This window comes from Colwellia psychrerythraea, assembly GCF_000764185.1.
In the GTDB taxonomy this organism is placed as follows: Bacteria; Pseudomonadota; Gammaproteobacteria; order Enterobacterales; family Alteromonadaceae; genus Colwellia; species Colwellia psychrerythraea_B.
This window is the reverse complement of record NZ_JQEC01000040.1, coordinates 75,544-90,204: the sequence shown is the minus strand read 5'-3', so window position 1 is coordinate 90,204 and position 14,661 is coordinate 75,544. Positions and strand designations below refer to the sequence as shown.

Genomic DNA, 14,661 nt, shown 5'->3' with positions numbered 1-14,661 from the left:
AAAGGACAAGCTAATGTCAATAAAATAGCCCACTTGCAGTTAAGCAAGTGGGCCTTTACTTATTGTTTTCTGATACTTACAGTATCACCACCATTGAGTGAAACTTGTTGTATCAAGCTAATACCACCTATTTCAAGTACATGTACGGTTTCTAATGCATGTTCTTTTTCATTATCAACCGAAATATCTTCATCTAACCAATAAGTCTTTTGTCCAATTCTCTTGCTGTTATGGTCTAAACTGTCTGAGAAAAGTTTATAAGACTTGGCACCTTGTTCTGAATCAAAGATACCTTGCGTGCCGCTAGCTGGCTGAATTGCAATATATGAAATGCTTTCAATGGCATGGCCATCCATTAACGCTTCTTCTTCCATTAATGCGGCCTTAAAACCATCCTTAGTAATGTCTTTAACTACTGCTACCACTGGTTGCGTACCGTAGAAAGTTTGGATACTCAAGAACACATAGGGAGCTTGACTAAAGTTATCGGTAAAACCAACATCGCGCCACTCACCTGTGCCATCATGGCTAAACTCGCCTACTTCAATAAGCGTACCATCGGTCATAGTGACAGGACCTTTGTCTAATACTAAGTAATCAAAGCGCTCAGACACATGTTGATTATCAAGGTGATCCCATTCATTAAAGGCAACACTGAAACCATCGCTATCAATATTGCTTAAACGAATTACACCACCATCATCACCGTTAAAAGTAGGGGGTGATGTAAATACCATAGGGTCGGCAAAGGCTTTACTACTGATATTTCTGGTTTGCCAATTTTGGTTTAAGTTGCCAACATTATTGTTCGCTAAGAATTTATATTTAGGCGGTGCCACATTAACAGTGGTATTAGCTTCGGTTTTGTATAACAAAGCTGGATCGCGGTTAATAAATTTAATTTGGTTAGTACTGAAGTCATGCCCAGCTTGTAGGGTGGCAATATTACGTACTTCCCCTGATGGGATAACAAGTTGCACGGTTTTAGCATGGTAGTTATGGTAAATTGCATGATAGCGTCCTCCTTGTGTACCACCATATGAACTGATGATAGCCTCACCATTTTCATCCAATGGTATACCTAAGGCATAAACATCAAGCTGAATAACATCACCTTCACTATGATTATAATCGGTGATTTGTACGTTACTTCTAAAATGCGCTAGCTCGAAGGTATCTGCGCCATGGCCACCGGTTAATGTATCATCACCTTCAACTGCCACTAAGGTATCATCACCGTCACCACCATCAATGATATCGTCACCTAAACCGCCCACTAATAGGTTATCCTGTGAGTCACCGGTAATGGTATCGTTGAAATTAGTTGCAATGAGGTTTTCAATATTGATTAGGGTATCAGTACGATTATTGCTGACTTGAGCGACAATACCGCTACTTAAATCAGCATCAATGCTATCAGGTAGGTTAGCATAACTTACAGTATCAGTACCTTCCCCACCATCAACATAGTCGTTACCTAAACCAGGGAATAGACTGTCATGCCCAGCTTCACCATAAAGGCGATCCGGCCAAGAACCACCGTCTAAGGTATCATTTCCATTACCGCCATACAGCGTATCACGGCCTTTTTCTCCACGAATTAAATCGTGATTCTCACCACCATGAACGGTATTAGCTAAGGCGTTGCCTTCATAAGTAATCGCTTGTGGCAAACCAGTAAAATCAACGACAAAGGTTGAACTGCTTTGATCATCAAACAACAGTGTTTCAACATTTTTTACCGTTACGAGTGGTAGCATTGTATCATCACCAACAATGGCAAAATCAAAGCTTGGAATGTCATTAGTTATTGTGGATGAGTTAGAAAAATCTATATAAAGATCTGAACTGTTTTTAAGCACTAAGCGCAGTGAGTCTTCATCTGCACCACCATCAACTAAGTTATAGGTATTTTCTTCAACCACTTCACTTAGTATATCGTAACCATTTTCACCGAAGATTTGATCATTACCGCCATTGCCTTGGATGATATCGTTGCCGTCACCACCCCAATGCCATTGTGATAGAGCGTCTGAGCCGATTAACCTATCATCACCATCATTACCAAAGTTACGTGCATTACCCCATAGGTTATCATTACCGTTGCCACCATAGGCAGTGTTTGAGTCTTGAATAGTATCGTCACCATCACCACCGTAGCCATTTACTGCATTGATGATGAGGTCATCACCACTTTGCCCTTTAGCTGTGCGGCTATCAATGATGGTGTCGTCACCTTCACCGCCATAAGCATTAGTTGCACGTACAATTACGTCTTTTTTAGCACCATTACCGTTAGAACGGCCGTATAAAGTAGAATCACCGTAGGCATTAATGACATCGACAAAGGTATCATTACCACCTCCGCCATATGCAACATTACTACCAAAGATATAATCATTACCATTGCCTGTAGCTACTTGTTCAAAGTTGGTGAAACCACCTTGTTTATTCATCATGTCGAATAAGTAGCTACGGTAATAACGTGAAGAGCGGTTTGCTACATACATGGTTTGAAATTCATCGTAACCATGTGTGGCACGATTTACCGAGGTATAAGGAGATACTCTATTATCACTGCTATCACAGGGGACACTTGGTATTTTACAAACGATATTTGTAGCCGTTTCTTCGACGGTATCTTCTTTTAAGTCATCGTAAACGTAATACATTAGATGTACATTGCTTTCAAAGCCTTTATACATGCCATAACCCATGCTTGCGGTTGCATCAGCAACAACTTCCATCACTACGGTTGAATCACCACCTGTTGCGTAGTCCACGGCAAATAGTAGGTTATTACCAAAGTCACCATTTGGATCAGCATTACTGTAGTCTAAGTCAATATCAAATTGATCTGAATGTGGGAAGTAAGCTGCTTCTTTATCGTGTCCAGCTCGCTCTAAACTTTCACTGATAATATAGCCAACCCACTCTAGTGCATAATAAGCACCGTAAGTTCCGGCAGTACTCATGCCTGCCCAGCCCATTACGGTTGTCGCGGCATAAGCGCCACCACTGTAATACTGCGAATAATCAGCACTGTCTGATTCAATTAAAATGCCATAGTCAAAACTTTGAATCTCAGTGACATATTCAGTTCTTTGTTGTTGTGTCATATCCAAATATTCAGGACGTTCAGCTTGTTCTGCTGTTGCAGATAAAGCCGTTAAGCCAACTGAGGCCATAGCAAGGCTCAGCATTGATAAGTTAAATTTTCGAGTCATATAGGCCTCAATAGTTCGTCAGGAAGGAGTCTTACTTAATGGCTAAAAAGCAAGGGGAGTATCTAAGTTGGTAGTCTATTGAATAAATGTGAATTGAATAAGAAGAGGGGAAATAAATAAGCAAAAGAGAGTCGTCACTTTTGCTTATTTACATTGTGTAATTTACTTGGCTATTTTTTGTAATATCTTTGGCGGGCTAAACCGGCAAGCGCCGTTAATAATATTATCGCACTAGTTGGCTCTGGTATTTGGCTTACGCTATTTAGTGTTAGGTTATTAAAAAATAATGTGCTGTATTTATTCACGCCGTTTAAAGCGTAGTAATAATTGAAACTGGCGTAGTCAAAAGAGTCGTGCACCATGCGAAAATCTGCATCATCAATACTCCATTCAACATTACGGCTATTGCCTTTCGAATAAGAGGAATTGTGGTGGGAGTTATTTTTGTTCCAAAAGCTAAGTTCGTCACTAGGTGCAAGTGAACTGGCGATATCGCGTCTTAACTCATCAATAACGCTGCCAATAGTTGAGTCAATGATATTGCCGTATATTGGGTATCGACTGCTGGCATTAATTGAGGTGATAATAAAGTCATCAGCAGTATTATACAGTTGATCTACACCATCCGAGCTAACATAAGCTACGGTTGCACTGTCATCATAAGTAACTTGCCAAGTATATAGCTCTCCTTCAGGCAAGTTATTACGATCTGCGCTGGTGAGTATGGCACTCCATTCTTCCGTAATAATCCCCGCGTTTGCTGAAGTTATTGCTGCTAACGTTACTGATAAGCTGATAATTAAGCTAAAAATTTTTCTATTGAGCTTGTTCACTATTCTCTCCATTTTTTGATGTAAACCATTTATGAATGGAGAGATTAACCAGAAAATGTGAAGTGAATACGAAGGAACTTATAAAGTAAATGATGAAAACCAATCTCGAATTCATATTATCTTCTAAATTATATGATTGAATGGATTATTGATAAATAATCACCTTACGAAGAAAATGAATCATATTTTAATTATTGAAGATGACATCGAGATAATAAAACCATTAACATTATTACTTGAAGCCAAAGACTTTGTGGTTTCAAGCTGCGAAAGAGGTGATCTAGCTGTTGGGTTAGTGAAAGAAAATCTTCCTGATATTGTATTATTAGATTTATCTTTACCTTACCTATCAGGAGCTGAAGTCTGTAAACAGATTCGCATATTTTCTGACTTACCTATAATTATTATTACTGCTAACAAGTCTACTAAGAGTGTCATAGAGTTATACTCTCTAGACATAGACGATATTCTCTATAAACCTTTTAGCATTAAAGAATTGTATTTGAGGATAAACTCGGTAATGAAACGCTGTATGTAGCTGTTAAAGTATCAAGTACATATTTGTTAAAAAGTTATAACTGGCCAAGGTAAAGGTAATGCAAAAATATATTTTAACAGTGTTAATTTTATTGTTCTTTCCCATTTCGTCAATAGCAGCAGATGCTGAGCAAAATAAGCTAGCTGAAAATATTGCTACACATCAAGAAAAAATTGAAGAGCTCAGTGGTATCGAGTTGTTGAAAGCATATACAGCTATTACGTCGCAAGAAAAACAAAACAACCCTGACACCGCACTTCATTATTTTAATTTAGCTATTAACCTTTTGAAAAACCATACTGATTTAGTTTCAGAGAGTGACTTGTATACCAATATCGCTTGGGTGTATATCACAAAGGGGAAATATGAACTGGCACAGCAACATGGAGACATAGCATTCACCAAAGGGCAAGCAGCAAAAAACTATAGAAGACAGCACAATGCTGTGACAGCTCTAGGCGCTGTTGCGTTATACACAGGTGATACCGGAACAGCGCTTAGTCATTTTAAGCAAGCATTAGAGTTTTCTCGATTGGGCAAGGTCGTCGAGAATGAAGCAACGTCTTTGCATAACCTTGCGATGATTTATACCCAGTTAGGTGATTTAGATATTGCTTTAGAATATTTAACCGCTTCAAGAGATTTTAATTTAAAATTGAATAAAGCTACGGCCGCAGCGGTTACAGAAGCACAAATAGCTGAAATTTATGGTTTGATGGGAAATTTCGAAACGGCTATTCCCTATTATGAAAGTGCAATCAGTACGCACGAAAAAACTAACAATACATTTTATATTGCCAAAGCCAAAACCATGTTGGCGCGGACATTTAGAAAGTTAAATCGGTTGGATGAAGCACAAACGGCCATCCAACAAGCGATAACAATACTTAAAAGCACTGGTAAAGATATTCATTTAAAGGATGAATTAATTACCAGTGGCAATATCTATTTAGAGCAAAAAGAATATCAACAAGCGATAGGTGAATATTCAAAAGCAATGATTTCTGCTGAAAAAGTGAAAAGTGATGATGAAATTCATCAAATTGCACTTGGGCTTGCCATGTCTCATTGGTATTTAAAACATAATGATAAAGCACTCTCTTTTGCAAAGCTTGCACTAGAAAAAGCAAAAATAGTTAAGAATGATATAGCCGTTGCACAAATTGAAGGCTCGTTAGCGCAAATTTACGCAAGCCATGAAGATTATCAAAATGCCTATCAACATTTATTAATTTCAGCAGAACTTGAGGAAAGTAATAGCAAAAAAGAAGTATCTGAAAAGAATGAACAAACAGAAAATAGATTTCAATCCGCTAAAAAAGAAAAACAAATAGAGTTATTGACCAAAGACAATGAATTACAGTTACTGGAACTAAAACAAAAGGATAATGAGCGAAATTTATGGCTTGCGGGTTTAATTATCTTCTTGTTAACTGTTAGCTTTTTCATCTATCGACAAAAGCAAAAACAGCAATTAGTGCATGAGCGAGCCAACTTGATGGCTGAATTGGTTGATAAAAAGAATCAACTACTTGCTGATGTCTCTCACGAATTACGTACTCCTTTGTCGGTACTGAGTTTAAAAGTTGAAGCGTTACAGCATAATTTGGTAAAGGATGTTGATGCTTCTTATGAGAGTTTGTTGCAAAAAATAGGTGAAATTAATCATATGATCAGTGACATCTATCAACTTGCTCAGTCAGATATTGGCGCATTGAATCTAGATATTCATACGTATAATTGCTTAGAAAGCTTGTCTGTTTGGTCGAAAGAGTTTGCTGAAATTGTTGATAGTAATGGTTTCACATGGCAGGAAAACCTTAACATTCCCAAAGATTTAACCTTACGATTTGACGAGAGTAAAATTAAGCAACTGTTAAGTAATTTAATCCATAATAGTATTGCTTATACAGACAAGCCTGGGGAAATTGCTATATCCGTGATTATTCTGGGCAATAACTTAAGCATACGTATAGAAGATAGCTCGCCAGGTGTTGCTAAAGAAAACTTAACGCAAATATTTGAGCGTTTATTTAGAGTAGAATCCTCACGCAGTAGAGCAACCGGAGGCTCTGGCTTAGGGCTAGCGATTTGTCGAAGTATCATTGAAGCGCATCAAGGAAGTATTGCTGCAACAAACAGTAAACTGGGTGGCTTAGCCATTACCGTTAAGTTACCACTATTGGTGGAGTAAACAATGTCGCATATTTTATTAGTTGAAGATGATGTAGAGATAGCTGAAAGTGTTTTACTTTTTCTTGAAGCACAAAGCTATAAAGCAACTCATTTAACGACGGGGGAATTTGTTGTTGAGACGGTGAAGAAAGATCAACCAGATCTAGTATTATTAGACTTAATGCTACCTATAAAAAATGGCACCGAGTGCTGTAAAGATATTAGGGCCTTTTCAGATGTGCCCATTATTATGCTTACCGCGAAAGTGGAAGAAATAGATAGATTGGTTGGCTTAGAAGCTGGCGCTGATGATTATGTTTGTAAACCATTTAGCGCTATGGAATTAATGCTACGTATTAAAGCCATATTAAAAAGAACTAATAGAAATACTGTTACAAATAACTTTAACCTTGATGTAGAAACGTTAAAGGTACGTTATTTAAAAAACGTTATTGAGCTTACTTACTTAGAATTTAATTTATTTAACTTACTATACCAAAGCCCAGAGCGGATTTATTCTCGAGCACAAATTTTGGACCTCGCGTATCCTGATATGCGCGACATTTCAGACCGTACTGTGGACGCTCACGTGAAAAATATTCGTAATAAAATTAAGTCACTTGGCATCAGTGACGTTGTTGTCGAGTCTGTTTATGGTGCAGGTTATCGTTATATAGCTCCAATTAATTGACCCTATTAAAATATTAATTGTTTAAAATCATATCCGCTGCTTTTTCGCCAATCATTATGGTGGGTGCATTGGTATTGCCGCTGATAATTTTAGGCATGATTGAAGCATCAACCACTCGTAAGTTTTTCATACCGTGAACTCTTAGCCGTGGGTCGACTACTGCCATTTCATCGGATGCGGGTCCCATTTTACAAGTGCCACATGGATGATATTGGGTATCAGCACGGTTGCGAATATCATGCTCCAGTTGTTCATCATTGCCATTTTCAACCAGATAAAGCATGTCTTTTCGAATAGAGGAAAAAGCTTCACCTTCCAGAATGTTTTGCATTTTTTTAGCGGCTCGTTTAATTATTACCATGTCGCTTTGATGGTTAAAAAACTTAGGATCTATTGCCAGTGAATCTTTAGGGTTACTGCTGTTCAGTTTTACTTCACCAATACTTTCAGGGCGTAACAAGGTTATATGGCAACTATACCCATGACCAAAGTTTACAGTTCTGGCGTGATTATCAGCAATAGCAGGTACAAATATCAACTGGGCATCAGGGGCCACTAAATTTTCTTGAGTACTAAAAAAAGCGCCAGATTCTGCGAAGGTGCTAGTTACTTTTCCGGTGCGATGTTTACGCCATTCAAACATTGATTTAAGTACTCTAAGGCTACCTCTAACGGAGTAGCCAAAAGTATCGTGTTTACTAGCCACTTTAAAGGTTTGTATGTAATCAATATGGTCTTGTAAATTTTGGCCAACCCCAGGCAGATCATGTACAGGTGTTATGCCTTTATCGGTTAAATGTGTACTAGCGCCAACCCCAGACAACATTAAAATTTGCGGCGAGCCAAAGGCACCACTACTTAAGATCACTTCTTTGTTACAGAGAATATCAACAGATGCTTTGTTTTTTTTGTATCGGACACCAACGGCCGATTTACCTTCAAACAGTACTTTTTCAGTTAATGCGTGGGTAATAATGGTTAGGTTTTTACGTGTGTTATTTGGCGTTAAAAAAGCTTTGGCGGCACTACAGCGCTCACCGTCTTTGATGGTACGTTGATATAAGAAAGCGCCTTCTTGCTCTGGTCCATTACAATCTGTTGTATGTTTAATGCCTTGCTGTACACAAGAATCAATAAACATTTGATTTAGATCACTGGCATCAGTGGCATTTGAAACGCCTAATGGACCCGTTTGGTTATGATATTCACCTTTAAAAGCTTCATTGCCTTCAGATTTTTTAAAGTAAGGCAGTATATCGTTATAGCTCCAGCCGTCGTTGCCCAGTGCGGCCCAGTTATCGTAATCCCACTTATTGCCACGTACATATAACATGGCATTGGTAGATGAACTACCCCCTAAGGTTTTGCCTCTAGGTTGATAACCTTTTCGGCCATTTAAACCCGGTTGTGGGATGGTTTTGAAGGCCCAATTATGAAGTTTAGTAGGTAACATGGCTGCTAAACCGATAGGGGCGTGAATAAAAATACTTTTATCAGGACCACCTGCCTCTAACAAACATACAGAAATATTAGGATCTTCAGATAAACGTGCTGCAAGCACACAACCAGCAGAGCCGGCGCCAACAACAATGTAATCAAATTTAGTCTGTGTGCTTGTCATAAGTTAACCCTGTTAAAAGTGTTACTGATCGTACCAGATAACTAAATTAACGTTTTATTAGGCAGATATCTATAGGCTGTTCAAAGTTTTTATATTTCAACAAAGCACATTTTCCCTGCTATTTTTGTATATTTACTGACTTTTAGCCTCATTTTCCATATGCTAAGTGCACTAATGCTGAAGTGAGCCTAATACTGATAATGCTTCAGCTAACTATTTATTAAAAGGTAAAAATGATGAATGATGTCGCCATACCAATGCCAGCTAGTGAAGAAATATCAGCTCAACAGCCTCATTCGTCAGGCAATGATATTTCAACCAGTGACGCATTAGCGCAAGGATTTAGTGCGCAAAAAAGTTATTTTTTACAAAATACTTATCCTAGCTACCAAGCAAGAATTGATGGTTTGAATAAATTAAAGGCTTTACTTATCGACAATCAACAAGCTTTTATTGATGCTATGTCTAAGGATTTTGGTCACCGTAGTGCTGATGATTCTAAACTTGGCGATATCCTTAGTACGGTAATGGGCATTAATTACACAGTTAAACGCCTCAAGCGTTGGATGAAAAAAGAAAAGAAACATGTTGGTCTTTTATTTCAACCGGCAAAAGCCTTTGTCATTTATCAGCCTAAAGGCGTAATAGGTATTATCGCACCTTGGAATTACCCGGTATTTTTATCATTAGGACCATTAACGGCAGCATTAGCTGCGGGTAATACCGCGATGATCAAAATGTCTGAATTTACCCCTAATACCACGACTTTATTGGCAGAGCTAATAAGTAAAAACTTTGCCAAAGAACAAGTGGCGATTGTTAGTGGTGATGTAAAAATGGCAGCGACTTTTTCAGCTTTGACTTTTGATCATCTGTTTTTCACTGGCTCAACAACCGTTGGTAGATTAGTGATGAAATCAGCGGCAGAGAACTTAGTACCGGTAACATTAGAGCTGGGTGGGAAATCGCCAACAATTATTGATAATGATATCGACATTAATACTGCTGTTAGTCGCATTATTTTAGGAAAAACACTTAACTCAGGACAAACTTGTGTCGCCCCAGATTATATTTTATGTCCCAAAGCTAAGGTTGAGTCACTGGTTCAGGCATTAAAAACATGTTATCAAGATCTGTATCCCACTATTAATAACAATGTTGACTGCACTAGTATTATTAATGATGGGCAAAAGGCACGCTTAGATAAATTACTTAACGATGCCAGAGGCAAGGGGGCGAATATCACGCCACTGATTGCTAAAACAGAACTCGCTGACAATACCGCACAACGTAAAATGCCTCTAACGGTAATTACTAATGTCAGAGATGACATGTTAGTCATGCAAGAAGAAATCTTTGGGCCACTTTTACCTATTATTGGCTATGAAAATATTAATGAAGCGATTGATTATGTTAATAAGAATGCTAGGCCGCTGGCACTCTATATTTGTAGTTTTAACAAAGATTTTCAACAGGATATATTACTAAAAACCCACGCAGGTGGTGTTTGTATCAACGATGCCGCTTTTCATGTCGCTAATGATGACCTGCCCTTTGGTGGCATTGGTGCTTCAGGAATGGGGCAATATCACGGCGTTGAAGGTTTTAAAACTTTTTCTCATGGAAAATCAGTACTTTCACGTGGTCGAATAAGTTTTACTTCATTGCTTTTTCCTCCTTTTGGGAAAAAAATTCATCAACTTGTTTATAAACTATTCATTCGATAATTTATTATGTTTTAGGATGAAGACATTTACTCTGTAAATGTCTGAACAAGCTAGATTTTTATTAAGAAGAGCCTATACTTGATTTCTTTTTAGTGCATTTTGATATGCTGTTCTACTTATTATCCTAGGAGGAAGTTCACGTGGCTTCTATTAGTAAAAAGGTTTTACTAGGTTACTTGCTAGTGTTAATTGTCGCTATAGCGGCGTCGGTGACTTTATTTGGTGCAGCCAGTGAAGTTAAGCAGCGCACTAGTCAGTTCACTGGCGAAACGTTGCCTGAGCTAAATGATTTACAGCAAGTGAAGCAATCGTTAGATGCGATACAAATAGCAGCTTATGGTCTGTATGGCACCATGATTGAGGCAAATGAGTTTACTGAGGTAATGAATGAAAATAGCCAGCGATTTGATCGTTTGCTTATGGCCAGTGGTAGCTTATCGTCACATCAAGAACACCAAACAATAGTTAACGAAATTGAGCTGCTCATTACTTTCATGAACCGACTTCAGCGGGTTATGATCGCTGAAGAGGTAGATTGGGATGGTGCCCGCGAGATCTTAGTTGATGTAGACAAACACTCGAAAAGCATCTCTGAAAAATTAAGTACAATCAGTACAGGTGTTAGCCTTGATGCGAGTACCAGTTCAACAGCCATCCATACAGAAATCGCTGATATTCAATTACTAGTATTAGCACTGCTTGCTAGCATAGTGACAGTCGCAGGGGTTGCTTACACCCTCTCTCATAAAAAAATAGCCTTACCTATTCGGGAGCTAGCAGAAGAGTTAGATCAAGTCGCGCAAAGTTATGATTTAACAAGGGTTGTGCCAGAGCGTTCTAATGATGAAATTGGCCTTGCTGCTGCAAGTGTAAACCGTTTACTTAAGGCCTTTAATAGCGGTATTACCGATGTTAGGCATATTGCCAATAACATTAATGAATTGGTTGAGGTCTTAGGCTCAACGTCTGAAAATGCCGATATACAAGTTAAATTGTTAAATGAAAAAATAGAATTGTTGTTATCCAGTATGGTGACCTTAGAAAGCCAAATAGAGCAAGGCTTTGAGCAATCATATAATGCATCTGAGCAAGCCAAAGAAGGTGCTCAAGCTGTTGAGAATGGAGCTCAACAAGTAGCTAAAACCTCAACCAGTATTTCGGCATTAGCAAACGATATTGAAGCTTCATCGGGTATGTTAATTGAGTTACGTAAGTCAGGTGACCAAGTATCAACTGTGGTGAGCACAATAGCGTCAATTGCTGACCAAACTAACTTACTTGCACTAAATGCTGCAATAGAGGCGGCAAGGGCTGGAGAATCCGGTCGAGGTTTTGCGGTAGTTGCGGATGAGGTTCGTACACTTGCAACTCGTACTCATCAATCAACCATTGAAATTAATACCATGTTAGCGGGGATAGTTGGCGCTATCTCTCAGATTGTAACCTCAATGGAAAATAATCAAACCCAAGCGGATGAAGCGGTTAGTTTGTCACAAAAAACTGTAGAATCTTTATCACTTATTCAGTCAAGCATACTGAGCTTAAGTAGTGTTAGTAGTGAAGTGGCAAATCAAGCTGAGCATTCTCATCATCAAGTGGTTGATATGCGCTCGTGGGTTGAAGATTTTAAAACGGTTGGTGATGCTGTTTGTCAGGGCAGTATGGAAAGTCGAGATACTTCATTGAAGATGACTGAATTAGCCGTGAGCTTTAATAAATCGGTTGAACGATTTCGTACTTAGGTTGTTGTTTACTATTAATATAAGTGGCCGAGTAAAGTTGGCCACTTATCATAACTAACTAAGTTAGCAGATCAATGTAACTTAAAAATCGAAACGAACACCAACACCGACAGATTCTGTTTTAACTTCTGTATCAAAAATTAAATACTCAACATAGATATCAACCGTATCAAGAATATCAAGCGATGCACCGATACCGCCAAAGCCATCAGTACCGCCGAAATCAGTTTTTGTACCCTCAAAAGAGTAATCAACAGTTGTTTGTGCAACACCTGCTTTGGCATACACTTCAAAAATAGGCCCTATTGGTAAATATGCGACAGCTGATAAGCTTAACGCATTAGAATCAATTTTAGCGCTGTTATTGCTGATACTGCCTAAATCGTAATAACCAAGTTCAGCAGAGAACATAAAAATGCTGGTATCAATAAATTGATAACCAACAAAAAAAGCTGGCGTAGTGTCACTGTCACTTACCGATGAGTAATCAGCTTCAGGACTATAAATACCTGCGCCAATATAGAAACCGTCAGCGCTTGCTTGAGATGCTGATACTGCAAGCGAAGCCGCTAAAATGCTTTTTAAAGCGATGTTTTTAAGAGATTTCATTTTGTATTCCTTATCAAATAACTAAAATTATTTTTCTTAGTGTTGTTATCGCTAAGCGAGAAAGCTTAGCTAGTTATACCCGTTCCATTAAGTTAGCTCCCACTCAAAGCGCATTGGAATTGGTATTGTGTTATTGGGCAAGTCTTATATTTTTATTGTTATTAGTCATAAGGTGATGATAGCTACTGTCCAATAAGTCCAGATGATAATAGCTTAGTTAAAAGGAATCAATTAAAGCTTTTGAGGGTTAAAAAATATGTAGTGTAGGTGTTAGTTCTTTTAATCACTGATAAAATAAGCTGTTATAGCTGATGCCAATTATTTAGCTTTAATTCTCTAAGGATATTTGAAAAGAAAGTTCAGTTAATAATCATAAGCTTTAGGGGAAGTAAAATAAATGAGGTCGAATATAAGTGGCAACCTCATTTTTAGCCTTAGGTTAATAGGTCACTTATAAGCGAATAATGCTATGGCCATGATTGGTAATATTATTTTGAACCTCAGGGTTAGCAGCTTCACTATGGCAAAAATTACACCGGCTTTGTTTAATACTATCTATTTGTATTCCTAAGCTAGCGAGGTACTGCTTGGCATATCGATCGACTTGGTTAACATTGTCACTATTCACCAAAACATCAAAATGGATATATTGCCCGGACGCTGTATGTACATGGGTATCATAAATATGAATTTGCATAATACTCTCCTTTTAAAAAAAATTATTGGCTTTTTCCAGGTAAACTTAAATCGCCAGAAGCGATATCAAATACATTGGTTACACACAATAGAGGTGCGTGAACTTGTTGGTTTATTTTTAATCCCGCAGTGACACCATCAAAGGAAAAATTTTCTGGAAAGCCAAGAGAAGACAGTGGTACACGCACTAAAACTTCTGATTTTTCTAAACTAAAATCAAAACCCGGGCTATCAATAAATAGTGGTAGCTTTGGCCAAGTTATCGGTAATTTTGGGGAGGTGCCCTGAGCGATGTCTTTTACCTTTAACGCTCCTTTTCCACAAGCATCATCGGGCACAAGCACCACCCAATGACTATGCCACTTGTCTCCATCATTGCTTTTATTACCATCGCCATCTTCATCATATAAAGGGGTATCATCAAAGTCAGGGTGAATGGTTAAGGCTAGGGATAAAATACCCTGATCGGCTTCAAAACCAACAGCTGAGCTATTAAGTGATGTTGGCCAAACATAGCTGTATACCCCAGCACCAGCTAATTGACCATTCTTTTCTGGCTGTTTACCACCAACCTTACCTGCTACTGCTTGCTGGAATATTAAATGACTACCTTGAGTGATTACCTTTGCATGGACAATATCAAATTCAGGATCAACTGAAGGTGACATTGGTGCTTTGATATGTCCTTGGTGTTTATTATGTGCATAGCTATCTGCACCTAATAGTACTGTGGTTAACGTTGTAGCGATAAATAGATGTGACATTTTCATGATAAGTCCTCTTAAATAAATATAGTTTCGCA

General features: G+C 38.2%; 11 protein-coding genes. 5 read left to right on the top strand and 6 right to left on the bottom strand.

Annotated elements, in window-relative coordinates:
* Positions 1-59: 59 nt before the first annotated feature.
* Complete coding sequence (locus GAB14E_RS08885; protein WP_033082904.1) at positions 60-3,227, bottom strand: calcium-binding protein; 3,168 nt, start codon at positions 3,225-3,227, stop codon at positions 60-62.
* 170 nt (positions 3,228-3,397) lie between these two features.
* Positions 3,398-4,060, bottom strand: coding sequence for a hypothetical protein (locus tag GAB14E_RS08890; RefSeq protein ID WP_033082903.1), 663 nt, complete (start codon positions 4,058-4,060; stop codon positions 3,398-3,400).
* A gap of 175 nt (positions 4,061-4,235) precedes the next feature.
* Between GAB14E_RS08890 and GAB14E_RS08895 the strand changes: the two genes are divergently transcribed.
* From GAB14E_RS08895 to GAB14E_RS08900, 3 genes are read left to right on the top strand one after another with little or no spacing between them, the layout of a single operon-like run.
* Positions 4,236-4,598 carry a response regulator transcription factor gene (locus GAB14E_RS08895; protein ID WP_052093772.1) on the top strand — a complete coding sequence of 121 codons (363 nt, stop codon included), beginning with the start codon at positions 4,236-4,238 and terminating at the stop codon, positions 4,596-4,598.
* A 58-nt stretch (positions 4,599-4,656) separates the two neighbouring features.
* Positions 4,657-6,792 carry a tetratricopeptide repeat protein gene (locus GAB14E_RS24195; protein WP_052093771.1) on the top strand — a complete coding sequence of 712 codons (2,136 nt, stop codon included), beginning with the start codon at positions 4,657-4,659 and terminating at the stop codon, positions 6,790-6,792.
* Positions 6,793-6,795: 3 nt separating this feature from the next.
* On the top strand, positions 6,796-7,464 hold the full coding sequence (locus tag GAB14E_RS08900; RefSeq protein ID WP_033082902.1) for a response regulator: 669 nt from the start codon (positions 6,796-6,798) through the stop codon (positions 7,462-7,464).
* Between the two features lie 13 nt (positions 7,465-7,477).
* Here GAB14E_RS08900 and GAB14E_RS08905 read toward each other — a convergent pair whose 3' ends face one another.
* Positions 7,478-9,085, bottom strand: a complete 1,608-nt coding sequence (locus tag GAB14E_RS08905; protein ID WP_033082901.1) for a GMC family oxidoreductase — start codon at positions 9,083-9,085, stop codon at positions 7,478-7,480.
* 236 nt (positions 9,086-9,321) lie between these two features.
* Between GAB14E_RS08905 and GAB14E_RS08910 the strand changes: the two genes are divergently transcribed.
* Both GAB14E_RS08910 and GAB14E_RS08915 read left to right on the top strand, forming a co-directional pair.
* The gene (locus tag GAB14E_RS08910; protein ID WP_156115745.1) at positions 9,322-10,812 is read left to right on the top strand and encodes a coniferyl aldehyde dehydrogenase; all 1,491 of its coding nucleotides are present in this window, start codon (positions 9,322-9,324) and stop codon (positions 10,810-10,812) included.
* Positions 10,813-10,952: 140 nt separating this feature from the next.
* Entirely contained in the window at positions 10,953-12,554 is a 1,602-nt protein-coding gene (locus GAB14E_RS08915) for a methyl-accepting chemotaxis protein (protein ID WP_033082900.1), read from the top strand.
* 81 nt (positions 12,555-12,635) lie between these two features.
* Here GAB14E_RS08915 and GAB14E_RS08920 read toward each other — a convergent pair whose 3' ends face one another.
* The 3 genes from GAB14E_RS08920 to GAB14E_RS08930 form a co-directional block, all read right to left on the bottom strand.
* Entirely contained in the window at positions 12,636-13,163 is a 528-nt protein-coding gene (locus GAB14E_RS08920) for a porin family protein (protein ID WP_033082899.1), read from the bottom strand.
* 451 nt (positions 13,164-13,614) lie between these two features.
* A complete protein-coding gene (locus GAB14E_RS08925; protein ID WP_033082898.1) occupies positions 13,615-13,860 on the bottom strand; it encodes a DUF2024 family protein in 246 nt (81 codons plus the stop codon).
* A 22-nt stretch (positions 13,861-13,882) separates the two neighbouring features.
* Positions 13,883-14,629 carry a hypothetical protein gene (locus tag GAB14E_RS08930; RefSeq protein ID WP_033082897.1) on the bottom strand — a complete coding sequence of 249 codons (747 nt, stop codon included), beginning with the start codon at positions 14,627-14,629 and terminating at the stop codon, positions 13,883-13,885.
* Positions 14,630-14,661: the final 32 nt, after the last annotated feature.